This window comes from Paraburkholderia sp. GW821-FHT02A12 (assembly GCF_059422005.1).
The window spans coordinates 3,699,073-3,723,489 of record NZ_JBWKWA010000001.1 but is presented as its reverse complement, the minus strand read 5'-3'; the positions used below and the strand labels follow the sequence as shown (position 1 = coordinate 3,723,489).

23 protein-coding genes and 2 tRNA genes are annotated in these 24,417 nt (G+C 63.3%); 15 read left to right on the top strand and 10 right to left on the bottom strand.

What is annotated here, in order from left to right; translation table 11 throughout:
• Positions 1-26: 26 nt before the first annotated feature.
• From AC07WT_RS17055 to AC07WT_RS17025, 7 genes are all read left to right on the top strand, one after another.
• Positions 27-1,010, top strand: a complete 984-nt coding sequence (locus AC07WT_RS17055; RefSeq protein WP_494947859.1) for a MurR/RpiR family transcriptional regulator — start codon at positions 27-29, stop codon at positions 1,008-1,010.
• A complete protein-coding gene (locus AC07WT_RS17050; protein ID WP_494947858.1) occupies positions 1,007-1,987 on the top strand; it encodes an isoaspartyl peptidase/L-asparaginase family protein in 981 nt (326 codons plus the stop codon). The genes AC07WT_RS17055 and AC07WT_RS17050 overlap by 4 nt, the downstream gene beginning before the upstream one ends.
• Positions 1,988-2,099: 112 nt before the next feature.
• The gene (locus tag AC07WT_RS17045) at positions 2,100-4,022 is read left to right on the top strand and encodes a dipeptide ABC transporter ATP-binding protein (protein ID WP_494947857.1); all 1,923 of its coding nucleotides are present in this window, start codon (positions 2,100-2,102) and stop codon (positions 4,020-4,022) included.
• A gap of 104 nt (positions 4,023-4,126) precedes the next feature.
• Positions 4,127-5,689, top strand: a complete 1,563-nt coding sequence (gsiB, locus tag AC07WT_RS17040; RefSeq protein WP_494947856.1) for a glutathione ABC transporter substrate-binding protein GsiB — start codon at positions 4,127-4,129, stop codon at positions 5,687-5,689.
• Positions 5,690-5,797: 108 nt separating this feature from the next.
• Positions 5,798-6,718: a glutathione ABC transporter permease GsiC gene (gene gsiC, locus AC07WT_RS17035; protein WP_494947855.1), complete on the top strand. Its 921-nt coding sequence runs from the start codon at positions 5,798-5,800 to the stop codon at positions 6,716-6,718.
• A gap of 7 nt (positions 6,719-6,725) precedes the next feature.
• A complete protein-coding gene (gene gsiD, locus AC07WT_RS17030) occupies positions 6,726-7,631 on the top strand; it encodes a glutathione ABC transporter permease GsiD (protein ID WP_494947854.1) in 906 nt (301 codons plus the stop codon).
• A 149-nt stretch (positions 7,632-7,780) separates the two neighbouring features.
• Positions 7,781-8,614, top strand: a complete 834-nt coding sequence (locus AC07WT_RS17025; protein WP_494947853.1) for a M55 family metallopeptidase — start codon at positions 7,781-7,783, stop codon at positions 8,612-8,614.
• Between the two features lie 229 nt (positions 8,615-8,843).
• Here the strand turns inward: AC07WT_RS17025 and AC07WT_RS17020 are convergent, their stop codons facing one another.
• The gene (locus tag AC07WT_RS17020) at positions 8,844-9,788 is read right to left on the bottom strand and encodes an alpha/beta fold hydrolase (RefSeq protein WP_494947852.1); all 945 of its coding nucleotides are present in this window, start codon (positions 9,786-9,788) and stop codon (positions 8,844-8,846) included.
• Positions 9,789-10,002: 214 nt separating this feature from the next.
• Here AC07WT_RS17020 and AC07WT_RS17015 point away from each other — a divergent pair, with 214 nt between their 5' ends.
• Positions 10,003-11,388 carry an amino acid permease gene (locus tag AC07WT_RS17015; protein WP_494947851.1) on the top strand — a complete coding sequence of 462 codons (1,386 nt, stop codon included), beginning with the start codon at positions 10,003-10,005 and terminating at the stop codon, positions 11,386-11,388.
• A gap of 229 nt (positions 11,389-11,617) precedes the next feature.
• On the opposite strand, the gene AC07WT_RS17010 is transcribed toward AC07WT_RS17015, so the two are convergent.
• A tRNA-Leu gene (locus AC07WT_RS17010) sits at positions 11,618-11,702 on the bottom strand.
• Positions 11,703-11,808: 106 nt separating this feature from the next.
• On the bottom strand, positions 11,809-13,194 hold the full coding sequence (gene hemN / locus AC07WT_RS17005) for an oxygen-independent coproporphyrinogen III oxidase (protein WP_494947850.1): 1,386 nt from the start codon (positions 13,192-13,194) through the stop codon (positions 11,809-11,811).
• Positions 13,195-13,415: 221 nt separating this feature from the next.
• Here hemN and AC07WT_RS17000 point away from each other — a divergent pair, with 221 nt between their 5' ends.
• The 3 genes from AC07WT_RS17000 to AC07WT_RS16990 all read left to right on the top strand — a co-directional run bounded on the left by AC07WT_RS17000 (position 13,416) and on the right by AC07WT_RS16990 (position 15,353).
• On the top strand, positions 13,416-13,754 hold the full coding sequence (locus tag AC07WT_RS17000; RefSeq protein WP_492590553.1) for a YkgJ family cysteine cluster protein: 339 nt from the start codon (positions 13,416-13,418) through the stop codon (positions 13,752-13,754).
• A gap of 92 nt (positions 13,755-13,846) precedes the next feature.
• Complete coding sequence (locus tag AC07WT_RS16995; RefSeq protein WP_494947849.1) at positions 13,847-14,440, top strand: DUF1439 domain-containing protein; 594 nt, start codon at positions 13,847-13,849, stop codon at positions 14,438-14,440.
• A 76-nt stretch (positions 14,441-14,516) separates the two neighbouring features.
• Complete coding sequence (locus AC07WT_RS16990; RefSeq protein WP_494947848.1) at positions 14,517-15,353, top strand: undecaprenyl-diphosphate phosphatase; 837 nt, start codon at positions 14,517-14,519, stop codon at positions 15,351-15,353.
• Positions 15,354-15,438: 85 nt separating this feature from the next.
• On the opposite strand, the gene trmB is transcribed toward AC07WT_RS16990, so the two are convergent.
• Positions 15,439-16,218 carry a tRNA (guanosine(46)-N7)-methyltransferase TrmB gene (trmB, locus tag AC07WT_RS16985; RefSeq protein ID WP_494947847.1) on the bottom strand — a complete coding sequence of 260 codons (780 nt, stop codon included), beginning with the start codon at positions 16,216-16,218 and terminating at the stop codon, positions 15,439-15,441.
• Here trmB and AC07WT_RS16980 point away from each other — a divergent pair.
• Together AC07WT_RS16980 and AC07WT_RS16975 are read left to right on the top strand one after the other, a co-directional pair.
• Positions 16,210-16,386, top strand: a complete 177-nt coding sequence (locus AC07WT_RS16980; protein ID WP_494947846.1) for a hypothetical protein — start codon at positions 16,210-16,212, stop codon at positions 16,384-16,386. The genes trmB and AC07WT_RS16980 overlap by 9 nt on opposite strands.
• A 134-nt stretch (positions 16,387-16,520) precedes the next feature.
• Entirely contained in the window at positions 16,521-16,742 is a 222-nt protein-coding gene (locus AC07WT_RS16975) for an aggregation-promoting factor C-terminal-like domain-containing protein (protein ID WP_494947845.1), read from the top strand.
• A gap of 249 nt (positions 16,743-16,991) precedes the next feature.
• On the opposite strand, the gene AC07WT_RS16970 is transcribed toward AC07WT_RS16975, so the two are convergent.
• From AC07WT_RS16970 to AC07WT_RS16955, 4 genes are all read right to left on the bottom strand, one after another.
• A tRNA-Gly gene (locus AC07WT_RS16970) sits at positions 16,992-17,065 on the bottom strand.
• Between the two features lie 86 nt (positions 17,066-17,151).
• Complete coding sequence (locus AC07WT_RS16965) at positions 17,152-17,715, bottom strand: YggT family protein (protein WP_494947844.1); 564 nt, start codon at positions 17,713-17,715, stop codon at positions 17,152-17,154.
• Positions 17,716-17,902: 187 nt separating this feature from the next.
• Positions 17,903-18,223: an EthD family reductase gene (locus tag AC07WT_RS16960; RefSeq protein ID WP_494947843.1), complete on the bottom strand. Its 321-nt coding sequence runs from the start codon at positions 18,221-18,223 to the stop codon at positions 17,903-17,905.
• A gap of 77 nt (positions 18,224-18,300) precedes the next feature.
• Positions 18,301-19,221 (bottom strand): Rossmann-like and DUF2520 domain-containing protein, encoded by a 921-nt coding sequence (locus tag AC07WT_RS16955; protein ID WP_494947842.1) that lies wholly within the window; start codon positions 19,219-19,221, stop codon positions 18,301-18,303.
• A gap of 768 nt (positions 19,222-19,989) precedes the next feature.
• Between AC07WT_RS16955 and AC07WT_RS16950 the strand changes: the two genes are divergently transcribed.
• Together AC07WT_RS16950 and AC07WT_RS16945 are read left to right on the top strand one after the other, a co-directional pair.
• Entirely contained in the window at positions 19,990-20,292 is a 303-nt protein-coding gene (locus AC07WT_RS16950) for a hypothetical protein (protein WP_494947841.1), read from the top strand.
• A 227-nt stretch (positions 20,293-20,519) separates the two neighbouring features.
• Positions 20,520-21,485: a threo-3-hydroxy-L-aspartate ammonia-lyase gene (locus tag AC07WT_RS16945; protein ID WP_494947840.1), complete on the top strand. Its 966-nt coding sequence runs from the start codon at positions 20,520-20,522 to the stop codon at positions 21,483-21,485.
• Between the two features lie 102 nt (positions 21,486-21,587).
• Here AC07WT_RS16945 and AC07WT_RS16940 read toward each other — a convergent pair whose 3' ends face one another.
• Both AC07WT_RS16940 and AC07WT_RS16935 read right to left on the bottom strand, forming a co-directional pair.
• On the bottom strand, positions 21,588-22,265 hold the full coding sequence (locus AC07WT_RS16940; protein WP_494947839.1) for a LysE family translocator: 678 nt from the start codon (positions 22,263-22,265) through the stop codon (positions 21,588-21,590).
• Positions 22,266-22,319: 54 nt separating this feature from the next.
• Positions 22,320-23,888, bottom strand: a complete 1,569-nt coding sequence (locus AC07WT_RS16935) for a UbiD family decarboxylase (protein ID WP_492590572.1) — start codon at positions 23,886-23,888, stop codon at positions 22,320-22,322.
• Positions 23,889-24,417 lie beyond the last annotated feature (529 nt).

The following is a 24,417-nucleotide window of genomic DNA, read 5'->3' as shown; positions in this document are numbered from 1 at the left end:
ACAGCCGCTGCTGCGCGCGCTCTCGAATGATTCATCACTCATCCGCTGCAGCCAATCCCGCCGAGCAGGCGATCGCTGCGCGCATCACCGCGGCGATGCCGGTTCTGACGCCGATCCATCGGCGCATGGGCGATTACGTGCTGGCCAATCTGTTTCGCGCCGCCACCATGCGTATCGACGAACTGGCCAGCGTGGTGGGCGCGTCGGTGGCAACGGCGAACCGCTTCGCACGCGCGCTCGGCTTCGACGGTTATCCGCAGTTTCGTGAGGCGCTGGTGCGGGGTTTCGAGGCGACGCTCGCGCCCATCGAAAGGCTGCGCACTGCGCAGGAGTCGCTCGCGGCCGGCGAGAATCTGCTCGACGCGCTGCTCGAACAGGCCGCCGCCAATCTGCATACCACCCGCACCGCGATCGACAGCGCTGTCGCCGAGGCCGCGGTCGAAGCGATCATCGCCGCACGCCGCGTGTTCGTGCTGGGCTACGGCTCCAGCGCGTTTCTCGCCGGTCTGATGGAGCACGGCCTGATGCCGTATCACGACAACGTGCAATCGCTCGCGCTGATCGGCGGACCCTCCCATGCGGCGCGGCGCCTGTTCGCATCGGACGAAGGCGATCTGGTGATCGGCATCGCGTTTCCCCGCTACGTCGAAGACACCGTCGAACTCGCGCGGCGTGCCGCCGGCCGCGGCGCACGCGTGCTCGCGCTGACCGACAGCCCGCGCTCGCCGCTCGCGCAATTCGCCGATATCGCGCTTTATATCCGTGCCGAACGGCGGCTTGCGGCCAATGCCGATTCCGCCGTGCTGGCCGTCATCGAGGCGCTCTGCGATGCGGTCGCTTACCGGGCGAAACGCTCGGTGAAGGCGGCCGCCGGTGTCAGCGAATTCGTGTTGCCCTGGCTCACCGATCCGCAAGCCGCGCCGCCGGACACTGTGGAGCAGCCCACGCGCGCTTCGACCCGGACTACCCGCACCACCAAAGCGAACAAATCGAACAAAGCGAAACGATGAACTCCAACGCAGTCATTGCCATTCACGGCGGCGCAGGCACTATCCTGCGAGCGTCGATGCCGGCCAGCGCCGAAGCCGAATACCACGCTGCATTGCATGCCGTGCTGAGCGCCGGTCAGCGCGTGCTCGCCGATGGCGGCAGCGCACTCGACGCCGTCAGCGAAGCTGTGCGTCTGCTCGAAGACTGTCCGCTCTTCAATGCGGGCCATGGCGCGGTGTACACGGCGGCCGGCACGCATGAACTCGACGCGGCCATCATGGACGGCAGCACGCTCGAGGCCGGCGCGATCTGCTGCGTGAAGCGCGTGCGCAATCCGGTTCTGGCGGCGCGCCGCGTGCTCGAACGCAGCGAACATGTGCTGTTCACCGGCGAAGGCGCGGAAGCATTCGCCGCTGCGCAAGGTCTCGAATTCGTCGAGCCGGAGTATTTCCATACCGAAGCGCGTCATCGGCAATGGCTGCTCGCCCGCGATCAGCAACGCGCGATGCTCGATCACGACGGCGCGGCGCTCGCTGCCGGTCATGGCGATCCCGTGCCACACGAACCGATCGATCCGAATCGCAAGTTCGGCACCGTCGGCGCGGTCGCGCTCGATCAGCATGGGCACCTGGCGGCTGCGACGTCGACGGGCGGCGTCACCAACAAACAGGTCGGCCGGGTCGGCGATACGCCGCTGATCGGCGCGGGCTGCTATGCGGACGACGCAACTTGTGCGGTCTCGACCACGGGCTCCGGCGAGATGTTCATGCGCATGGTCGCCGCCTACGACGTCGCCGCGCAGATGGCGTACCGCAACGTGTCGCTCGAAGAAGCGGCGTACGACGTGGTGATGAACCGGTTGCCGAAGATCGACGGCCGCGGCGGTCTGGTCGCCGTCGATGCGCGCGGCAACCTCACGCTGCCGTTCAACACCGAAGGTATGTATCGCGGTTTTGCCCGCCTCGGCGAGACGCCGGTGACGGCGATCTACCGCTAAGGCCGGTTGGCTGAACCGCCGCTTGCGCTTTCCGCTTGCGTTTCCGCTTGAGCCACCGTTTGAACCACCGCTTGAGCCCCGTTTGCCGCGTTTGAATTCAAAGGACTCCATCGTGCCGACTCCATCGCACTCCGCCCGCCCGCTCATCGAAGCCTTGCCGCCGCAACGCGTGCTCGCGGTCGACGATCTGTCGGTCGCGTTTCGCAGCGGCGAGACCACCTTCAACGCGGTGCGCAATCTGTCGCTGACAGTCGAGCGTGGCGAAACGCTGGCGATCGTCGGCGAATCGGGTTCGGGTAAATCGGTGACGTCGCTCGCCTTGATGCGGCTCATCGAGCATGGCGGCGGGCGCCTTGCCGGCGGCAGCATCGCGTTTCGGCGCCGCGACGGCAGCGTGCTCGATCTGGCGAAAGCGTCGTCCGGCACGATGCGTTCGATACGCGGCGCCGATATCGCGATGATTTTCCAGGAGCCGATGACCTCGCTCAATCCGGTCTTCACGGTCGGCGACCAGATCAGTGAGGCGATCGCCTTGCATCAGGGCAAGAGCCGCTCCGCCGCGCAGGCGGAAACGCTGCGTCTGCTCGAACTCGTGCGCATTCCCGAAGCGCGCCGCGTGGCCGCGCGCTATCCGCACCAGTTGTCGGGCGGCATGCGGCAGCGCGTGATGATCGCGATGGCGCTGTCGTGCAAGCCGGCATTGCTGATTGCCGACGAGCCCACCACCGCGCTCGACGTGACGATTCAGGCGCAGATCCTGCAACTGATTCGCGGCTTGCAGGACGAGATGAACATGGGCGTGATCTTCATCACGCACGACATGGGCGTGGTGGCCGAAGTGGCCGATCGCGTGCTGGTGATGTACCGCGGCGAGAAAGTGGAAGAGGGCGCAGCGGATACGCTGTTCGCCGCGCCTTCGCATCCTTATACGAAAGCGCTGCTCGCGGCGGTGCCGCGCCTGGGCGCGATGGAGGGCACCGATCAGCCCGCCAGGTTCCCGATTCTGACGATCGAACAGGCGGCCTTGACCGGTACCGATGACGCCGTTCGTCCCGCCGCCGCCGTCGCCGAAGAAACTCAGCCGCTGATTCGCGACAACGCGCCGCCGATTCTGCGCGTGCGCGATCTGATCACGCGCTTTCCGGTCAGGAGCGGTTTGTTCGGCCGCGTGACAGGCCGCGTGCATGCGGTCGAAAAGGTCAGCTTCGATTTGCGTCCCGGCGAGACGCTTGCGCTGGTCGGCGAATCGGGTTGCGGCAAATCGACGACGGGCCGTTCATTGCTGCGCCTCGTCGAAAGCCAGAGCGGCTCGATCGAATTCGACGGCAAGGAAATCAGTTCTCTGACCGGCCCCGCTTTGCAGGCGCTGCGCCGGGATATCCAGTTCATCTTCCAGGACCCGTTCGCGTCATTGAATCCGCGTTTGACGGTCGGCTTCTCGATCATGGAGCCCTTGCTCGTGCACCGCGTCGCGCAGGGCGCAGAAGCTCAGGCGCGGGTCGCGTGGCTGCTCGAAAAGGTCGGCTTGCCGCCCGAAGCCGCACGCCGTTATCCGCATGAATTCTCCGGCGGTCAACGGCAACGTATCGCGATCGCGCGTGCTCTCGCGTTGAATCCCAAAGTCGTGATCGCCGACGAATCCGTTTCCGCGCTGGACGTCTCCGTGCAAGCCCAGATCGTCAACCTGATGCTCGATCTGCAACGCGAACTCGGCGTCGCGTATCTGTTCATTTCGCACGACATGGCGGTGGTCGAGCGCGTGAGTCATCGCGTCGCGGTGATGTATCTCGGCCAGATCGTCGAGATCGGTCCGCGCCGCGCGGTGTTCGAAGCACCGCAGCATCCGTACACGAAGAAGCTGATGGGCGCGGTGCCGGTGGCCGATCCGGCGCGCCGTCACGCCAGGCGGATGCTCGCCGCCGATGAGATTCCGAGCCCGATTCGCGCGCTCGACGACGAGCCGGTCGTCGCGCCTCTCATCGCTGTCGGACCGGACCATTTCGTCGCCGCGCATCGGGTCGGCGGCGCTTATTGAAACCAGCTTGTTAAACCAGCTTGTTAAACCCCGCTCACTGAAGCCGACCTCCTTCTATTCGCATCACACAACCCAGTTTCATTTCGCAGCCTGGAGCCAACCTCATGAACCTGCTGGTCCCGTCTTCTCCTTTTCGTTTGCGCACGCTGGTCAGCGGCGGCGCGGTGGTGTTCGCAATGCTCGCGGGCAACGTGGCGCATGCGGAGACCACTGCCGTGATGGCGGTGGCCTCGACCTTCACGACACTTGATCCGTACGACGCCAACGATACGCTGTCGCAAGCGGTCACCAAGTCGTTCTATCAAGGCATGTTCGGCTTCGACAAGGACATGAAACTGGTCAACGTGCTGGCTGAGAGCTATGAGGCGAGCCCGGATGCCAGGGTCTACACGATCAAGCTGCGCCAGGGCGTGAAGTTCCAGGACGGCGCCGATTTCAACGCCGCGGCGGTGAAGGCCAACTTCGACCGCGTCACCGATCCGGCGAACAAGCTCAAGCGCTACAACATGTTCAACCGCATCGAGAAGACCGAAGTGGTCGATCCGTATACGGTGAAGATCACGCTGAAGGCGCCGTTCTCGGCGTTCGTCAACGTGCTGGCGCATCCGTCGGCGGTGATGATTTCGCCTGACGCGCTGAAGAAGTACGGCAAGGACGTCGCGTTCCATCCGGTCGGCACCGGTCCGTTCGAGCTGGTGAAATGGGACCCGGCAGGCGACCTGACGGTCAAGAAGTTTGCCGGCTACTGGAAGAAGGGTTATCCGAAGGTCGACGCAATCGACTGGAAACCGGTGGTCGACAACAACACGCGTGCCGCGTTGATGCGCACCGGCGAAGCGGACTTCGCGTTCCAGGTGCCGTTCGAACAGGCCGCGCAATTGCAGTCGAGCCCGAAGGTCGATCTGATCGCGTCGCCCTCGATCATTCAGCGCTATATCAGCCTGAACGTGAATCAGAAGCCGTTCGACAACCCGAAGGTGCGCGAAGCGCTGAACTACGCGATCAACAAGGAGGCGCTCACGAAGGTCGTGTTCGCCGGTTATGCGACGCCGGCTGACGGCGTGGTGCCGCAAGGCGTCGAATACGCGACGAAGCTCGGCCCCTGGCCGTACGACCCGGCGAAGGCGCGTGAACTGCTGAAGGAAGCGGGCTATCCGAACGGTTTCGAAACGACGTTGTGGTCGGCCTATAACTACTCGACTGCGCAGAAGGTGATTCAGTTCGTGCAGCAGCAACTGACGCAGGTCGGCATCAAGGCGCAGGTCGAAGCGCTCGAAGCGGGCCAGCGCGTCGCCAGGGTCGAAAGCGCGCAGGACGCGGCCACCGCGCCGGTGCGGATGTACTACGCGGGCTGGTCGTCGTCGACGGGCGAAGCGGATTGGGCGATCACGCCGCTGCTCGCGTCGGTGTCGTTCCCGCCGAAGATGGTCAATACCGCGTACTACAAGAACGACACGGTCGACAGCGACCTGAAGCAGGCGCTCGAAACCACCGACCGCACGCAGAAGGCCACGCTCTACGCGGACGCGCAAAAGCGCATCTGGGCCGATGTGCCGTGGATCTTCCTCGTGAAGGAAAAGGTCGTGTACGCGCGCAGCAAGCGGTTGTCGGGTGCTTACGTGGCGCCGGACGGTTCGTTCAATTTCGACGAGATCGCGATCAGGTGATGAGCTGACCGTTCGGTCCGGCGTGTTCTTCACGAATACGCCCGCCTGACGGTCTTGTACTGCCCCAGAAGATCCATCGTCGCCCGCATCATTGCCGGATTGGGATTCATGCTGAACTTCCTCGTCAAACGTCTCTTTGGCCTGCTGCCGACGCTCTTTATCGTCGCCGTGCTGGTGTTCCTGTTCGTGCATCTGCTGCCGGGCGATCCGGCGCGCCTCGCCGCCGGCCCCGAGGCCGACGAAGCGACTGTCGCGCTGGTGCGCGCCGACCTTGGCCTCGACAGGCCGATGCCGCAGCAATTCGCCCGCTTCTTCGTGAAGATCGCGCACGGCGACTTCGGCATCTCCACGCGCAGCAAGCGGCCGGTCAGCCAGGAAATCGGCGAGCGCTTCATGCCGACGCTGCTGCTCACACTGGCCAGCATGGTGTGGGCGGTCGTGCTCGGCATGGGCATCGGCGTTGTCTCCGCTGTATGGCGCAATCGCTGGCCGGACCGGCTCGGCATGGCGCTCGCGGTGTCGGGCATTTCGTTTCCGGCCTTCGCGCTCGGCATGCTGCTGATGGAGATTTTTTCGGTGAAGCTCGGCTGGTTGCCGATCGTCGGCGACGGGTCGTGGCAGAGCTACGTGCTGCCGTCGCTCACGCTCGGCGCGGCCGTGGCCGCGGTGATGGCGCGTTTCACGCGCGCCTCGTTCGTCGAAGTGATGAACGAAGACTTTGTGCGCACCGCGCGCGCCAAAGGCGTGCCCGAGCGCCTCGTGATCGTCAAGCACTGCCTGCGCAACGCGATGATTCCCGTCATCACGATGATGGGCCTGCAATTCGGCTTTCTGCTCGGCGGCTCGATCATGGTCGAAGTGGTGTTCAACTGGCCGGGTCTCGGACGCCTGCTGGTGGCCGCGGTGTCGATGCGCGACTATCCGGTGATTCAGGCCGAAGTGCTGTTGTTCTCGCTCGAATTCATCATCATCAATCTGGTTGTGGACGTGCTGTACGCCGTCATCAACCCGACCATCCGTTTCAAGTGAGGCCCGCATGAGCACGACCGCCACCGAAGCGAATGCGGCGAGAGCCGCCCAGGCAGAACGCGCGATCCGCACGCCGTGGAGCGAGTTCTGGCGCAAATTCCGCAAGCAGCACGTGGCGCTCGCCGCCGGCGTTTTCGTGCTGCTGTTGATCGTGGCTGCAATCGTCGCGCCGCATATCGTGCCGTACGATCCGGAAAACTTTTTCGACTACGACGCGTTGAACGCGGGGCCGTCAGCCGCGCACTGGTTCGGCGTCGATTCGCTGGGCCGCGACATTTTCAGCCGCATTCTGGTGGGCTCGCGTATTTCGCTCGAGGCAGGCTTTCTGTCGGTGGCGATCGGCGCGGTGGTCGGCACCTTCTTCGGTTTGCTGGCCGGTTACTACGAAGGCTGGTGGGACCGCATCACGATGCGCGTCGCCGACGTGCTGTTCGCCTTCCCCGGCATTCTGCTCGCGATCGGCGTGGTGGCGATTCTCGGCAACGGCATGATCAACGTGATCTGCGCGGTGGCGATTTTCAGCATTCCCGCGTTTGCGCGTCTCGTGCGCGGCAATACGCTGATGCTCAAGCAACTGACCTATATCGAAGCGGCGCGCAGCATCGGCGCGTCGGACTGGACGATCATCGTGCGGCATATTCTGCCGGGGACGATTTCGTCGGTGGTGGTGTACTTCACGATGCGCATCGGCACCTCGATCATCACGGCAGCGAGCCTGTCGTTTCTCGGACTCGGCGCGCAACCGCCGACGCCCGAATGGGGTGCGATGCTCAACGAAGCACGCGCCGATATGGTCACCGCGCCGCATATCGCGCTGTTTCCGAGTCTCGCGATTTTCCTCACGGTGCTGGCGTTCAACCTGCTCGGCGACGGATTGCGCGATGCGCTCGATCCGAAGCTCGACCGGCCATGAGTACCGGCAATGCTGAAAACGCGCCGCATATCGGCGTATTGCCGCGCGGTCCGCTCGGCACGATCGCCGATGTGCCGCGGCGGCCATCGGCGTCTGTCGTTGCACGACACTGCTGCCGACCTCGCTCAACTTCTCAAGCAATCTCCCTGATGAAAGTTCTGATTTCCGCCGACATCGAAGGCGTAGCCGGTGTGTTCCATCCTGAGCAAACGCGTGCGGGCAACGGCGAATACGAAGCCGCGCGCCGCTGGATGACGCTCGAAGCCAATGCCGCGATCGAAGGCGCATTCGGCGGCGGCGCGACGCACGTGTGGGTCAACGACTCGCACGGCGGTTTCCGCAATCTGCTGCCCGATCTGCTCGATGCGCGCGCCCAGCTGGTGCTCGGCAAGCCGCGTACGCTCGGCATGATGGCCGGGCTCGAATACGGCGCGGCGCTGGTGCTCATGATCGGCTATCACGCGATGTCGCAGACGCGCGGCATCCTCGCGCACACGATCAATAGCTTCGCGTTCGCGCGAGTCTCGCTGAACGGCGTCGAAGTCGGCGAGGCGGGATTGTATGGCGCGCTGGCGCAAGAATATGGCGCACGTGTGGCGCTTTTGTCCGGCGACGATGTATTCGCCGAGGAAACGGCGCCGCGTTTTCCCGATGCGCGTTTTGTCGTCACCAAGAGCGCGACGGGGCACGCGAGCGGCGTCACGCAAACGCCGGCCGCCGCGCGTGATGCGATCGAATGCGCCGCGCGCGAAGTGGTGCAGCAGCACGTCAATGCCGGCCATGCGCCGCAAGCCACGCGCGCCGAAACGAAGCCCGTCGAATGTGAACTGCGCGTGCAAACCGTCGCGCTCGCCGATCTGTTCTGCCAATGGCCGACGCTGACGCGTGTCGACGCCGTCACGCTGCGTTTCAATGCGCAATCGGTGGAACATGCGGTGCGCATGTTGAACTGCCTGTCGGCGATGTCCTTCATGTTGCGCTAATCGCTTAACCGATACACGCCGGCCGGCCATTGATGCGACCGGCAAATGCGCCTTCGATCGCGCGCGGCGCCGGCATCTACGGCGCGCGGATCGAACATTCGGAGCACATCGAACCGGCGTTGCGTGGAATTGGCCACGACGAATCTGCGCTGAGAAGCAGCAGCGCCGTTAAATGCCGTGAGGTGCATATGCGCATGAACTGTGGTTGTAGGCGTGGCGATAAGCGTCGCTATTGCTGCCGGCTGAGTTCTCTCGCCGCGTGATCGATCACGTCGGCGATCGCCCCTGCATGCGACACCGGCGCGAGATGACTCGATGCGACCGGCACAACCTTCGCACGCATCCGGTCGGCCATGAATTTTTCGACTTCGGGCGACACCGCGCGATCCTTCGTGGTCAGCACGTACCAGGAGGGTTTTTCTTTCCATGCGACCTGGCTGACGGTTTCGTCGAACGCCTTCGCGGAGATCGGCTGTTGTGCGGCGGAGAGCACGCGCGTGAGGTTTTCGGGGACGTCGGCGGCGAAGTCGGCGTGATACTTGCCGCGGTCGAGCCAGAGGAAGCCGGTCGGGTCCGCGGTGATGCCCTGGCCCGCAGGCATGGGCGCTGCGCGCTTCATCAGATCCATCGCCGATTCATGCAGGTCCGGCGCAATCGCCGCCACGTAGACGAGGCCCGCGACGTTCGGCGCGTTCGCGCCCGCTTCGGTGATCACGACGCCGCCCCATGAGTGCCCCACCAGCATGGTCGGGCCATTCTGCCGGGCGAGTACGCGGCGAGTGGCGGCGACATCGTCGGCGAGCGACGTGAGCGGGTTCTGCACCGAACTCACGTGGTAGCCCTTCCGCTGCAACTTCGCGACGACGCCATTCCAGCTCGACCCGTCGACAAACGCGCCGTGGACCAGCACGACGTTGCGTACGGGGCCGGTCATCGGCGCCGCGGGTGGCGTGGGGGCTGTGGCGGCCGGAGCCGAGGCCGCCGCCGGGGCTGGAGCCGCCGCCGCGGGTACGGGTGCCGGGGCCGGCGCTTCGGGCTCCTGCGAATTTATCGCCGGCGCGCCGGGCGGTTCGGCTGCGGGCTCGACAGCGGGCGCTGCGGTTTGCGCAAAGGCGCCGGTTCCAGCGAACCAGAGACACAAAGCAGCAGCGCAAATCAGACGTTTGGGCGACATGTTGAATCTCCGAAGGCTGAAACCTCGACTAGGGCAACATACCGAAGCGGCACGCCGTGTCAATCAATATCGTCGCCGTTCAGTGCGGTGCGGAACCAAGGGCCGGGTTGCTCCCAGTATTTAGGCAATACGGGCCTGGGTAAAATTTCAGGTTTTGCCGGACCAAACCACAAGTTTGATCGGGTGATCGATATCCATACACTGGGGCGCAATTTTGAATAGTGCACAGCAGCAAGACGGCCTGAAGCGCGGGCTCAAGAATCGTCACATCCAGCTGATCGCGCTGGGCGGGGCGATCGGCACCGGCTTGTTTCTCGGCTCCGCCAGCGTGTTGCAGGCAGCCGGCCCGTCGATGATTCTCGGCTACGCGATCGGCGGCATCATCGCGTTCATGATCATGCGGCAGCTCGGCGAGATGGTTGCGCAGGAGCCGGTTGCCGGCTCGTTCAGTCACTTCGCCTACAAATATTGGGGCGACTTTCCCGGCTTTCTGTCCGGCTGGAACTACTGGGTGCTGTACGTGCTCGTGAGCATGGCCGAGCTGACCGCGGTCGGCACCTACGTGCATTACTGGTGGCCGGACGTGCCCACGTGGGTGTCGGCGCTGGTGTGCTTCGTCGGCATCAACGCGATCAATCTCGCCAACGTCAAAGCCTACGGCGAAACCGAGTTCTGGTTCGCGATCATCAAGGTGGTCGCGGTGATCGGCATGATCCTGTTCGGCGGCTATCTGCTGTTCAGCGGCCACGGCGGGCCGCAGGCGTCGATCACCAATCTCTGGAGCAATGGCGGTTTTTTCCCGCACGGTTTCCACGGACTGTTCATGATGCTCGCGGTCATCATGTTCTCGTTCGGCGGCCTCGAGTTGATCGGTATCACGGCGGCTGAAGCCGACGATCCACAGCGAAGCATTCCGAAGGCCGTGAATCAGGTGATCTACCGGATCCTGATTTTCTACATCTGCTCGCTGACGGTGCTGCTCTCGTTGTATCCGTGGAATCAGGTGGCCGCCGGCGGCAGCCCGTTCGTGATGATCTTCTCGCAAATCGGTTCGACGCTGACCGCGAATGTGCTCAACGTGGTGGTGCTGACCGCGGCGCTGTCGGTGTACAACAGCGGCGTGTATGCGAACAGCCGGATGCTCTACGGCCTCGCGGAACAGGGCAATGCGCCGCGTGCGCTGATGAAGGTCGACCGCCGCGGCGTGCCGTACATGGCGATCGGTTTGTCGGCGCTCGCCACGTTTACCTGTGTGATCGTCAACTATCTGATTCCGGCTGAAGCGCTCGGCCTGCTGATGGCGCTGGTCGTCGCCGCGCTGGTGCTGAACTGGGCGCTGATCAGCCTGACGCACCTGAAGTCGCGCAAGGCGATGGTCGCGGCGGGCGAGACGCTGGTGTTCAAGTCGTTCTGGTTTCCTGTCAGCAACTGGATCTGCCTCGCGTTCATGGCGCTGATCCTCGTGATTCTGGCGATGACGCCGGGCTTGTCGGTATCGGTGTGGCTCGTGCCGGCGTGGCTGGTCGTGATGTGGATCGGCTACGCGTTCAAGCGTCGGCGTGCTGCAGCGGATGGCGGCGTGCCGGTGGCGGAGCGGTAGGGCGCTCGGTTGGCGCCATCAGGCGGCGTGGCGTGCGATCTTCTGCGCGCCCGCCGTTTGCGCGGCGCGAACGAGGCGTTATGGTTGAGTGGTTTATTGGTTGCAATGCGGCTGCAATGCGCGGGCTGCGGGCGAGCGCGCCAGAAACGACGAACCCCGCAGGCAGAACGCGCTGGCGGGGTTCGTGGAAAAGCCGAAGCCTGTGTGACTGTGTGTTAGCCGAATTCTTTGGTGCCCAGGGCCGGAATCGAACCGGCACGCCTTGCGGCGGGGGATTTTGAGTCCCCTGCGTCTACCAATTTCACCACCTGGGCAGGTCTTGCGGCGCATGCGTCAGGGTATGGCGCGCGGCGAAGACGCAGATTATGGCCGAAATTTCGACGCCGGGCAAGCCGGTCGCTATCGAAGCCTCCACAGTCTTCAGACCGTGCGGGAAAACCGCTCGAAGGTTTGCTGGCCGAGGTAACGGTCGAACACCATCGCGATGTTGCGCACGAGCATGCGTCCGGCCATCCGCACTTCGAGCTTGCCGCCGCTGACCGACACCAGCCCGTCTTGCTCGAAGCCGCGCAAGCGTTCCAGTTCCGCTGCAAATGTATCGATGAAACGGATCCCGTAAGCGGCATCGAATTCGTCGAAGCGCAACTCCAGATTGCACATCAGTTGCGTGATCACATCGCGGCGCAGACGGTCGTCCGCGGTGAGCCGCACGCCGCGCGTGATCGCGAGCCGGCCGGCGTCGATCGCCGCGGCATAGCCGGGCAGATCCTTGACGTTTTGCGCATACACATCGCCGACCTTGCCGATCGACGACGCGCCGAAGCCGATCAGATCGCATTCCGCACGCGTGCTGTAGCCCTGAAAATTTCGGTGCAGCGTGCGCTGCGCCTGAGCGCGCGCGAGTTCGTCGGTGGGCAACGCGAAATGATCCATGCCGATGTAGACGTAGCCCGCGCCCGTCAAGCGCTCGACCACCCGTTGCAGGATCGCGAGCCGCACGGCAGGCGAGGGCAGCGTGGCCGGGTCCATCTGACGCTGCATCTTGAAGAGCTGCGGCATGTGCGCATAGGCGAACACCGACAGACGATCAGGCGCGAGCGCGAGCATCGTGTCGAGCGTGCGGCCGAAACTTTCGACAGTTTGATGCGGCAGGCCGTAAATCAGATCGACGCCGATCGAATGAAAGCCCGTGTCGCGCGCGGCTTGCATGACCGACGCGGTCATCGCGAGCGGCTGAATCCGGTTGATCGCCTGCTGCACCACTGGATCGAAATCCTGCACGCCGAGACTGAGCCGATTGAAGCCGAGCTTGCGCAAATGCGCGATGGTCTCGGGCGAGGCTTCGCGCGGATCGACCTCGATCGAATATTCGCCTTCGGCATCGGGCAGCAACGTGAAGTGCCGGCGCGCCGCTGTCATCAGCTCGGCCATTTCGTCGTGCGACAGGAAGGTCGGCGTGCCGCCGCCCCAATGCAGTTGCGACACCGGGCGCCGCGTGTCGAAATGCGCCGCCTGCAGAGCCACTTCACGCTTCAGCCGTTCGACATAGGGACGCGCGTGCGCGCGGTTTTTCGTGGCGACCTTGTTGCAGCCGCAATAGAAGCACACGGTGTCGCAAAACGGGATGTGGAAGTACAGCGAGAGATCGGTGGCGGAGGCACCGGGGTCGGCGGCGGCGCGTAAATAGTCGACGGGATCGAACGCGTCGCGGAACTGCAAGGCGGTCGGATAGGACGTATACCGTGGACCGTTCGCGCTGTATTTGGCGAGCAGATCGGGGCGGAAGAGCGTGTCGGCGGTGGTCATGAGAGGCTCGGGGCTGACGGCCACCGTTGAAGAGGCAGGAACCAGCTGGTTCGCCGGAGCGGATCGAACAGCGCAGGCGCCTCTTGAGCGTAGCCTTTCGTATTCGTCAAGTTTACGTGAGTCGTCGTATGCCAGATTGTGTAAAAAGGTCGCATGTGAGGCGATGGCACAATGCGGGTCTTGGCGATGTGCCGCACGTGTTCGAGTTCAGGAAAAGTGTCGTGAGCGATTGGGTGAAAAGCGGGGCGAACAACGTCGTGAAGCGCGAGTCTCCGTTTCACGTGGACGGTCACGCGTGCCGCCCCGATTGCGGCGCGTGCTGTATCGCGCCGTCGATTTCGAGCCCGATTCCGGGCATGCCGCTCGGCAAGCCGGCGGGCGTGCGCTGCGTGCAGCTCGGCGACGATTTGCGCTGCGCTATCTTCGGCCAGCCGGAACGGCCGGCGTGCTGTTCCGGCTTGCAGCCGCAGACGGAAATGTGCGGCACGAACCGCGGCGAAGCGCTCGCGTGGCTCACCCAACTTGAAACGCAAACTCGACCGGCGACGCGCAGCCAGTAGTCCGACGCGAGAGCACGCCGCCACGCAATCCAGCACGGCAAACCAGCACAACTCGACCGCATGCTCGAGAAGGCATCCACAGGAGATTTCGCATGACCCGATCCGCCGCGCCGACCCGGCGCCGCTTCCTGCTTGCAGCGCTGACAGGCTGCACGGCGTTTGGTATCGCGATGTCGCTGAGCGCCTGTGCGACGTCGATTTTTCCGTTCATCCCGTCGCATTACACGTTCTCGCAGCAGCAGGTGCAGGATGCGGTGCAACGTAAATTTCCGTATCAGCGCACGGTCTCGCAGGTGTTCGACGTCGCGCTGAGCAATCCGGTGGTGGGCTTTCTGCCGGACGCCAACCGCGTGTCGGTGAAGCTCGATGCGCGGCTCGCGAGTCCCTTCATGCAGCAGCCTGTCGACGGCGTATTCACGCTGTCGAGCGAACTGGCCTACGACGCCGCCAGCAAGTCGGTCGTGCTGAAGTCGCCGAACGTCGACAACGTGAGCGTGAGCGGGCAGGCGCAGGCTTACACGCAACAGATCAACGCCGCCGCCGCGCTGCTCGCCACGCAGTTGCTGACCAACTATCCGATCTACACCTTCAAGCCCGAACAGCTGCAATTTGCCGGAGTGAACTACGAACCCGGTACAATCACCATCCTTACAAACGGCATACGCGTGCAAATCGTCGAGAAATGACGGCGCGTGCGGCCGGCAGGGCCGCGCGCTGCATCGCTGGCCCTGCTTCGACTATCTACAGCGATGAGGGTCAAGGATGGACTGGCTAATGGCGTGCAAGGCGCTGATTCTGGGCGTCGTCGAAGGGTTGACGGAGTTTTTGCCGGTGTCGAGCACCGGCCATCTGATCGTCGTGGGCAGTCTGCTCGATTTCACCGACGAACACGCGAAAACCTTCGATGTCGTGATCCAGCTTGGCGCGATTCTGGCCGTATGCTGGGAATTTCGCCGCCGTATCGGCAGCGTGGTAGCCGGCTTGCCGAGCCGGCCCGACGCGCGCCGCTTTGCGCTGAACGTGATCATCGCGACGATTCCGGCGGTCGTGCTCGGCTTGCTGTTCGAAAAGGCCATCAAGGCGGCGCTGTTTTCACCGGTGCCGGTGGCGTTCGCGCTGGTGATGGGCGGCGTGGTGATCCTGTGGGCGGAGGCGCGGCAACGCGCGGGCGGCGGCGCCGCGGCGCGCGTGCACAGCGTCGACGATTTGACCCCGCTGGACGCGTTGAAGGTCGGTCTCGCTCAATGTTTCGCGCTGATTCCGGGCACGTCGCGCTCGGGCTCGACGATTATCGGCGGGATGCTGTTCGGCCTCGACCGGCGTGTCGCCACGGAGTTTTCGTTCTTTCTCGCGATCCCGATCATTTTCGGCGCGACCGCTTACGAGCTCTACAAAAGTTGGCACGTGCTCTCTACGGACGCGCTCGGCAGCTTTGCGCTCGGCTTTGTGGCCGCCTTCGTCAGCGCCTTCGCATGCGTGCGCTGGCTGCTGCGCTATATTGCCGCGCACGACTTCACCGCGTTCGCGTGGTATCGCATCGGCTTCGGGCTATTGATTCTGCTGGTGGGCTACAGCGGGGCGTTGAGCTGGACGGATTGAGCTTTTAGCCGTGTCGGTCGGGAGAAATGAAAAAGGTCCGCGAATTGCGGACCTTTTTCATTTGCCAGCGCGTTATCGAGCGGTTTTACGCCGCGCCGCGTTTCCTGAAGACCAGATCCCACACGCCGTGTCCGAGCCGCAGCCCGCGGCGCTCGAACTTCGTCACCGGCCGGTATTCGGGGCGCGGCGCGTAGCCGTCGGCGGTGTTTGCCAGCGCGGGCTCGGCGCCCAGCACGTCGAGCATCTGTTCGGCGTAGTTCTGCCAGTCGGTCGCGCAATGCAGATACGCGCCCGGCTTCAGGCGCGAGACGAGCAGCGCGACGAACTTCGGCTGGATCAGCCGGCGCTTGTGATGGCGCGCTTTGTGCCACGGGTCCGGAAAGAAGATGTGCACGCCGTCGAGGCTGTCCGGGGCGATCATCTGTTCGAGCACTTCGACGGCATCGTGCTGAATGATGCGGATGTTCGACAACCCTTGCTCGCCCATCAGCTTGAGCAGCGCGCCGACGCCCGGCTCGTGCACTTCGACGCCCAGAAAATCGTCATCCGGACGATGCGATGCGATTTCCGCGGTGGTCGCGCCCATCCCGAAACCGATCTCCAGCACGCGCGGCGCCGCGCGGCCGAACACGCTGTTCCAGTCGGGCTGCTGCGGCGCGAACGGCACGACGAAACGCGGGCCGAGTTCATCCATCGCGCGGCGCTGGCCGGTCGATACGCGGCCGGCGCGCGTGACAAAGCTGCGAATGCGGCGCCGATGCAGCGCCTCTTCCGTGGATGCGTCGTCGCCGGCGGGTTCGCCTTCGGTTTCACTGGTCAGTGGGAGGTCGTCCGGCAGGCCGGCGTCGTTTGGGTCGTGGATCATCGTCGATGCTGCTACAAGGGTGAGGGCTTCGGGCTGCATGGCGTGCCGTCAGGCACGGTCCGCGCGGTCGTGCGGCATGGGCCGCCGCTCGCACAGGTCGCCACGCCAGATCGCCGCCACTACAAAAAAGCCGCCTTCATGGAGGCGGCTCGTGCTGGATTCAGCTGAAAGCTCAGCAGAAGGTGGAGCGGGCGTTGCAAGTGCGCGTAAGGTAGCACAACCGAAAAGGGTGCGTCCAGACGGCGGGTGGCCCGAAGAGCGGCCCGGAATAGACGGCCTGATTCAACGATTTACTCTGGCTGATGGCGCAGGAATCGAGCGGCATAGCGGATGCGCGCAATCCGAAGTCGACTGCGCGCGGACTTTATCAGCCGCTGCGGCCCCAATACGATCTGAATCCGATTGGCGGAAAATCATTCGGTAATGCGGTCGAAGAATGCCAGAGCGGGATTCACTATATTCTTGGCCGCTATCACACGGCGGCATCGGCTCGGGCATTTTTGAAAAGACATCACTGGTATTGAAAAATGCGAACGTTTCTATGGATAGGTTTTGTTTCTGCGATCTGTTCTGTGGAGAAGGTGACGAAGTAGGTTGGAGTTCGCGGCCTGGCGCGTTTCATACGACATCGTTCAGCGCGCTTTTGCGCAACTGTTCTTGCGCAACTTCCAGGGATGACGCGCGGTGACAGATACAGCAGGAGGGAAGTGCGGTTGCGCAGACACTTTCTGGTGTGCCGCTTGACCAAGCGCCAAGTCAGGTGAGAAAGCATCTGGAGCGGGCGATGGGAATCGAACCCACGGCTCTAGCTTGGGAAGCTAGGGTATTACCATTATACGACGCCCGCAGAGCGCACAATTTTACTCGGGAACGGGTGGTTTGCGCAAATCGCGTTGCCGCCACCCGTGTCCCTACGGCGCGCTAAACGCTTTTTCAGATCACGAAGTAAGTCAACTGAACGGCGGCGCGCGTCACCACCATCAACAGCACCTGCACGATCACGAACAGCAGAATCGGCGACAGGTCGATACCGCCGAGTTGCGGCACCACGCGGCGCAGCGGATTCAGGAACGGCGCAGTGAGCTGGTACAGAATCGGCATGGCGGGCGAGCGCGGATTGAGCCACGACAGCAGCGCCATCAGGATTGTCAGCCAGATGATCAGGTTGAGCGCCCATTTGACGAGCGTCAGCACCGCGACGATCAGCAAGGTCGGCAACAGCGTGAGCGGATCGGCGCCGGTGAGCCACACCATCAGCACCACGTAGACGATCGCGGCGATCAGGGCCGCGACGATGCTCGCCCAGTCGAGATTGCGCGTGCTCGGCAGGATGCGCCGCAGCGGCAGCACGATCCAATTGGTGGCTTGCAGCACCGCGTTCGTAACAGGGTTGTACGGCGGCATGCGCACGACCTGCAGCCATGCGCGCAGCAGCAGCGCGGCGCCGAACAGCGTAAAAATGGTATTGAGTAGAAAACGGGCGATATCGCCAAACATCTCGTGTCCTTATCCTTCTGAGACGGCCGTCGATCGGCCGCGGGGTGCTGGCGCTGACCAATCGGCGCGCCGGCAGGTTCATTGGGCTTTCATGCGCCGTGTCCGCAGGGCGGCGTGTCCCAAGTGGCGCGGTGAAGCGATTGCGTGGTGTTCAGTGTTCAGGCAAACCAGACCGTCGAGCCGTGAATTACCGCGAAATCTTGATCTCGCTGATCAGAATCGTGCCGTTGCCGCCGTTGGTGTAATTGGGGAGGTCGGCGACCAACTGTTCCGAAGCCGGCTTGAAGACCTTGTAGAAGTCGTCCAGGCTGTCGAACAGGAAATGTCCTGCCGCGACATACGGCGGCGGCGTACCCGGCGGCCCGGCGTTGATGCCGACGTCGACCGACCAACCCTTGAGCGACGGCCCGAACAGCCTGGCCGCAAGCGGCATGTGCGTGACGCAGTAATAGTCCACGTCGAAGTGGCCGTTTTCCCGGTATGGATAGAGGATGCTGACCTTGATCATTGTGCGTTCTCGTCTGTTGGTCCCGATGCGCGGCGCTGGCGGATTGCGCGCGGCGCCGGTCGTCACATTATCACGGCTTACTTGACGCTTGCACCTGCTGCCGCCTGATTCAGCGAACGGCTGAGAGATTCTTCGACGGCCTCGGCGATCACGTCGATCGCGGCAGGCGGCGTGGCGCGCCGCTCGGCCAGTCCCACGGCGCGCCGCGACAGCAAACCGTACAGCGCGGCATGATCGCCGCCCAGACCTTCCAGCAGCGCCAACTGCTTTTCCACGACGCTGATGTCGCCGCGCGACACCGGACCCGCCAGCGCGTTGGGCAGGCCCTTGTCGCGAGCGGTTTCGATGGTGCCGGCCAGCATCGGCAACAGGGCGCGCAGCGCGTCGTCTTCTGCAAAGCCCAGCGTGCGCCATAGCGCCACACATTCGGCGAGGCTGCACAGCGCGAAACTGGCCGCGTAGTGCGCGGCGGCGTGATATAGCATGCGCCCGCCCGCCGGGATCGAGAGCGGATGGCAGCGCAACGCGACGGCCAGCGCCGTCAGCGCTTCTTTGAGCGCGCCGTCGGCCTCGATCGTGACCGAGCAGCCGGCGATGCGTTCGAGGTCGGCGAGATCGCCGCTAAACAGGTACAGTGGATGAAATCCGCCGATCGCCGCGCCCTGGTCGCGCGCCGGCGTCAGCAATTCGACCGGCGAAGCGCCGCTGCAATGCACGAGTGCTTTGGCGGGCGAGGCGAAACGCAATGTGTGTGCTGTCGTACCGATACTGTCGTCGGGAACGGCTAAAAAGGTGATATCGGCGGCGTCGACGGCCTGTTGCGGATCGTCGAATGCCGCGCAATGCTGGATTTGACTGGCGAGTCGGTTGGCCGAGGCTGCCGTGCGGCTCGCCACCGCCGTGACCGGATAGCCGGCGCGAGAGAAGCCGTGCGCGAGACATCGCGCGAGCCGGCCCGCACCGATGAAACCGAGACGCGGCAGAGAGGGCTGGGACATGGTTGCCTGCTCCTGACGGGACATGTGAAACGGGAAAGCTGAAGTATCGCGCATCCGCCCGCCGGCGGCGCGGCCCGGCGACCGCTTTCCTCAGATCAGTTTGCGTGCGATATGGCGCGCCCGGCCGGTCATCCGGCGGTGCGCGCCCCGCGGGCTCAAAAACTGCTCACAATTTCCTGATGATCCGGTTTGGCCGTTGCAGTTCTGGGTTTTTCGTCTCGCAGTCAGATTCGGGAGCTAATGATGAATATTTTTTCTTACCGAAAGCACTTGCGGTTCTTGACGCATTCGCAGCGCCGTCGCTGGTGGGATCAGAAGAAGCGCTTGACGCCTCGCGTGCGCATTAGCGGCGCATACGTCCCACCCAACGTCTCCAGAGAATTCGCCTATGTGAAAGTAGGCTGAAAGCTTCGCCCGCTCGAAGGTAAGAAATGCCCGGTGCGCTTGTGCCGGGCATTTTTTCATGTGGGCCGTCAGGATTGAAGCTAATTTGTAATCAAAGATTACTGACAAGTCAGTGCATTGCGTGCCGAGACCCGTAAGGCTGCCCTGTTTCTCCCCGTTGGACCCGCCTGACTTCTTGGTTTTCAGCCCTCTACGCCGCCCGATTGCGCCGCGTCATACGAACGCCGTTTGCGACCCATTGCCACCGATTGCAATTTGCAACAAATGTGAACAGATACTCGCTGACTTTTTCGATACATTGATTTTGTAGCATGCAAAGCATGCAAGTCGGCGACCTCAGTGGGCCGCGCCAGGAGAATAGAAATGAAAAAGATCATTCCGTTTGTCGTTGCTGCAGCACTCGGCGTGGGGTTCGCCACTGCTGCTCAGGCGCATGTTTCTGTCGGTATCGGTATCGGCATTCCCATCGCGCCGGCTTATCCGGTTTATGCCGCGCCGCCGCCGGTCTATTACGCGCCGCCGCCTCCGCCGGTGGTTTACGCTCCGCCGGTTTATTACGCGCCGCCGCCTGTGGTCGTGGGTGGTTATTACGGCTATGGCGGTCCTTACTACCACCGTGGCTATTACGGCCGCGGTTATTACGGGCATGGTTACTATCGTCGCTAATCACATGCAGTGGAGGTTCGTGCTCCAACAGCTCCTGTAACGTAGCCTGTTGATTGTTCGTGAGTTGCTGACGGCGTAACGCCGGCTTGATCGCCGAGTTACGCCGTCTGTGTTTTGCCACGCCGCTCCAGTCCTGATGGCTGAAGGCCGTCGCAGCAGTAACATTCCAAAGCGTTGTCGAAGCTGGGAGAATGGCTGTTTAGCCACCGCTCTGGAGAGTTTCGCCGATGCAAGCGCTTCCAACACCCACTTTCGACGACGTACTCGACGCCGCTGCGCGTCTCGAAGGGGTCGCACACCGCACCCCCGTTCTGACGTCGAGCACTTTCAATGAGCGCACGGGCGCGTCGGTGTTCTTCAAGTGTGAAAATTTTCAGCGCATGGGCGCGTTCAAGTTTCGCGGCGCCTACAACGCGATTTCGCATTTCGATGCAGAGCAGCGCGCAGCAGGTGTGCTGACGTATTCGTCGGGCAATCATGCGCAGGCGATTGCCTTGTCGGCGCGCCTCGCTGGCATCCGCGCGACGATCATCATGCCGCATGACGCGCCCGCCGCCAAAGTCGCCGCGACCAAGGGCTACGGCGGTGAAGTGATCAGTTACGACCGCTACACGGAGAGTCGCGAAGAGATCGGCCGGCGGCTCGCCGAAGAGCGCGGCATGACGCTGATTCCGCCGTACGACCATCCGCACGTGATCGCGGGGCAGGGCACTGCGGTCAAGGAACTGATCGAAGAAACCGGACCGCTCGACATGCTGTTTGTTTGCCTCGGCGGTGGCGGGCTGATTGGCGGCAGCGCGTTGTCGGCGGCGGCCTTGAGCCCGGCGTGCACGGTGATCGGTATCGAGCCCGAAGCAGGCAACGACGGCCAGCAGTCGCTCGCGCGCGGCGAGATCGTGCATATCGATGCGCCGCGCACGATCGCGGACGGCGCCGCCTCCACCCACCTCGGCGACTACACGTTCGCGATCATCCGGAAGCTGGTCGCGCGAATCGAAACGGTCAGCGACGAGCAGTTGGTCGAGACGATGCGCTTTTTCGCGCAGCGCATGAAGATCGTGGTCGAGCCGACGGGTTGCCTTGCCGCGGCAGCAGTGCTCAACGGCATCGTGCCGGTGAAGGGCAAGCGGGTGGGCGTGGTGGTGAGCGGCGGCAACGTCGATCTGGCGAAGCTGGCGCAGTATCTCGCTTGATAGGCGGCTGATAGGCGCGTGATACGCGCTGATGCGTATCACGCCGCGGCTTTGGAATGCTCTGGAACAACGGAAGACGGCTCGCCGATGCGAGCCGTCTTCTTAGCTTGCCGCGTGCGCGGTTTGCACGATCAGATCGCGATACCCGTTGACGATCACGCTATACGAGAAGTAGGCGAACAATAGTGCCGACAACACGTGACAGGCGCGCAGCAGGCCGGTGCCGGCGCGTTTGCGTCCGTGGCTGCCGAGTCCGCAGATAAAGATCGTCCAGCACAGGCCGCCGAGAAAGAAGCCGCCGAGGAACACTGGCGCAGTGGTCACGCTGGTCGCACCGGCTTTCGCGATCAGCGCGCCGCCGACTGCCGCGAACCACAGAATCGCCGACGGCGACGATACCGCCAGCAACACGCCGCGCAGAAACCCGCGCCACGCGGACAGATGCGGCGCATTCGCATCCGCCTCGCCCGCAACCGGCGGCGCCGATGCCGGGAACATGGCTTCGCGCGCCATCTTCCAGGTGAGGAAGAGCAGAATCGCGGCGCCGCCGATCCACACGACCCAGCGTACCGACTCGAACTGCAACAGCGCCGCCATGCCCGCGAGCGCGAGCGCCGCGTAGATCAGATCGCCAATACAGGAACCGAGACCCAGCCAGAAGCCCGGTTTGAATCCATGCGACAGCGTCAGCGAAATCATCGCGACGTTGACGAGACCGATATCCAGACACAACGACAACGACAGAAAAAAACCGTCCGACATCATTGAAAAGGCTTGCATTCGCGCAACTGCTCCATCAGTTCTTGTTATTCAGATTTGTTTTGCAGGTTCGCTTTACAGGCCCAGCTCGTTCCAAAGCGTGTCGATGCGTTGTTTGACCGCGTCGTCCATCGCGATCGGGCGGCCCCATTCGCGATCGGTTTCGCCGGGCCATTTGTTGGTGGCGTCGAGTCCCATCTTCGAACCGAGACCCGCCACCGGCGATGCGAAATCCAGATAGTCGATCGGCGTGCGATCGACCAGCACGGTGTCGCGCGCCGGATCGATACGCGTGGTGATTGCCCAGATCACTTCCTTCCAGTCGCGAATATTCACGTCCTCGTCGACCACGACGATGAACTTCGTGTACATGAATTGCCGCAGGAAACTCCACACGCCGAACATCACCCGTTTGGCGTGGCCGGGGTAGCTCTTCTTCATCTGCACGATCGCCATCCGGTAGCTGCATCCTTCGGGCGGCAGATAGAAATCGGTGATTTCGGTGAACTGCTTCTGCAACAGCGGCACGAACACTTCGTTGAGCGCGACGCCGAGCACGGCGGGTTCGTCGGGCGGCTTGCCGGTATAGGTGGAGTGATAGATCGCGTCGCGCCGCATCGTAATGCGCTCGACCGTGAAGACGGGGAACCACTCCTGTTCGTTGTAGTAGCCAGTGTGGTCGCCGTATGGGCCTTCCAGCGCATGCTCATAGGCGGCCGAGGCGCCCTTGGCAGGACGCGGCGGCGCGCCTGCCGGGGCAGGCGAGGGCGCACCTTCCTGCGGATAGATGAAGCCTTCGAGCACGATCTCGGCGCGCGCCGGCACCTGCAAGGTATCGACGCCCGGCGTGATGCATTTGGCGAGCTCGGTGCGCCCGCCGCGCAGCAGCCCGGCGAACTGGTATTCGGAGAGCGTGTCGGGCACCGGTGTGACCGCCCCGAGGATGGTCGCCGGATCGGCTCCGAGCACGACTGCGACCGGGTAAGGTTTGCCCGGATTCTGTAGCGCGAACTCGCGGAAATCGAGCGCGCCGCCCCGATGGGCGAGCCACCGCATGATCAGTTTGTTACGCCCGATCAGTTGCTGGCGGTAGATGCCCAGGTTTTGGCGGCTCTTATTCGGGCCCTTTGTGACCGTCAGGCCCCACGTGATCAGCGGTCCTGCATCGCCCGGCCAGCAGGTCTGAATCGGCAGTTTCGCGAGGTCGACGTCGTTGCCTTCCCAGACGATTTCCTGGCAGGGCGGCGCACTCACTGTTTTCGGCGCCATGTCCCAAACGGCCTTTGCGAGCGAGAACAGTTTGCCGGCATCCTTGATCCCTTTGGGCGGCTCCGGTTCCTTCAGCGCCGACAGCAGACGGCCGACGTCGCGCAGCGACTCCAGCGCGGCGCCATCCCCTTCACCGGCTTGCGCGTCGATACCCATGCCGAGCGCGACGCGGCGCGGTGTGCCGAACAGGTTGCCGAGGACCGGGAACGCATGCTCCTGCTTGCTCTCAAACAACAAGGCCGGACCGCCGGCGCGCAGCACGCGATCGCACAGTTCGGTCATTTCCAGGATTGGCGAGACGTTTTGCGGGATACGGCGCAGTTCACCGATCGCCTCGAGACGGCCGACGAAGTCGCGCAGGTCTTTGTATTTCATCTGGTCCGGTTCAGTGCCGCGCGAGCGGCTGGAGTGAAGAGCGCGGCAGGGCTTTGCGGCGCCAAAACGGTTGTCGATTTTACCTGTGTTGACCGACGCACGTAGATCGACCAAATGGTCTAACTGGCAGGGAGGAATCGAGATAGCTGAAGAGCCGCGCACCGCGCGGTTTTCCACGCGATGAACACTGTTCATTATTACAATTAGTTATACTTTTGCCTATCCATAGTGTTGACGATCTATAAAACCCTGCATAGAATCCGTCCACATTGGTTGCAGGGCGTGAACCTTTTTACCACCGCCCCTGGTCCCTTCAGACGCAACGCGTCACCGTTTACCGCTCCCCCTGCACGGTATTTGACGGCCTTAATGAAGTCCTCGCCAGCGTTAACTGACGCTGGTTTTTCGCGTGGGAGCCTCCGCCTGCATGTTTTCTTGGCATGCCGCCGGCCTCTTTGCAAGATGGCTCCCCACAAACGGTATTTGCCGTTTTCCCGACGTCGCTGCTGCCCTAACCAGACAGAGCGCG

Bases quoted from the DNA above. Each gene is read 5' to 3' on its own strand.
- trmB (WP_494947847.1), bottom strand. From the start codon at position 16,218: ATGATCCACGACCCAAACGACGCCGGCCTGCCGGACGACCTCCCACTG.
- AC07WT_RS16950 (WP_494947841.1), top strand. From the start codon at position 19,990: ATGAAAAAGATCATTCCGTTTGTCGTTGCTGCAGCACTCGGCGTGGGG.
- AC07WT_RS16955 (WP_494947842.1), bottom strand. From the start codon at position 19,221: ATGTCCCAGCCCTCTCTGCCGCGTCTCGGTTTCATCGGTGCGGGCCGG.
- gsiC (WP_494947855.1), top strand. From the start codon at position 5,798: ATGCTGAACTTCCTCGTCAAACGTCTCTTTGGCCTGCTGCCGACGCTC.
- AC07WT_RS16945 (WP_494947840.1), top strand. From the start codon at position 20,520: ATGCAAGCGCTTCCAACACCCACTTTCGACGACGTACTCGACGCCGCT.
- hemN (WP_494947850.1), bottom strand. From the start codon at position 13,194: ATGACCACCGCCGACACGCTCTTCCGCCCCGATCTGCTCGCCAAATAC.
- AC07WT_RS16965 (WP_494947844.1), bottom strand. From the start codon at position 17,715: ATGTTTGGCGATATCGCCCGTTTTCTACTCAATACCATTTTTACGCTG.
- AC07WT_RS16990 (WP_494947848.1), top strand. From the start codon at position 14,517: ATGGACTGGCTAATGGCGTGCAAGGCGCTGATTCTGGGCGTCGTCGAA.
- AC07WT_RS16975 (WP_494947845.1), top strand. From the start codon at position 16,521: ATGGCGCAGGAATCGAGCGGCATAGCGGATGCGCGCAATCCGAAGTCG.
- AC07WT_RS17025 (WP_494947853.1), top strand. From the start codon at position 7,781: ATGAAAGTTCTGATTTCCGCCGACATCGAAGGCGTAGCCGGTGTGTTC.
- AC07WT_RS17020 (WP_494947852.1), bottom strand. From the start codon at position 9,788: ATGTCGCCCAAACGTCTGATTTGCGCTGCTGCTTTGTGTCTCTGGTTC.
- AC07WT_RS16960 (WP_494947843.1), bottom strand. From the start codon at position 18,223: ATGATCAAGGTCAGCATCCTCTATCCATACCGGGAAAACGGCCACTTC.
- AC07WT_RS17050 (WP_494947858.1), top strand. From the start codon at position 1,007: ATGAACTCCAACGCAGTCATTGCCATTCACGGCGGCGCAGGCACTATC.
- AC07WT_RS16940 (WP_494947839.1), bottom strand. From the start codon at position 22,265: ATGCAAGCCTTTTCAATGATGTCGGACGGTTTTTTTCTGTCGTTGTCG.
- AC07WT_RS17055 (WP_494947859.1), top strand. From the start codon at position 27: ATGATTCATCACTCATCCGCTGCAGCCAATCCCGCCGAGCAGGCGATC.
- gsiD (WP_494947854.1), top strand. From the start codon at position 6,726: ATGAGCACGACCGCCACCGAAGCGAATGCGGCGAGAGCCGCCCAGGCA.
- AC07WT_RS16995 (WP_494947849.1), top strand. From the start codon at position 13,847: ATGACCCGATCCGCCGCGCCGACCCGGCGCCGCTTCCTGCTTGCAGCG.
- gsiB (WP_494947856.1), top strand. From the start codon at position 4,127: ATGAACCTGCTGGTCCCGTCTTCTCCTTTTCGTTTGCGCACGCTGGTC.
- AC07WT_RS16935 (WP_492590572.1), bottom strand. From the start codon at position 23,888: ATGAAATACAAAGACCTGCGCGACTTCGTCGGCCGTCTCGAGGCGATC.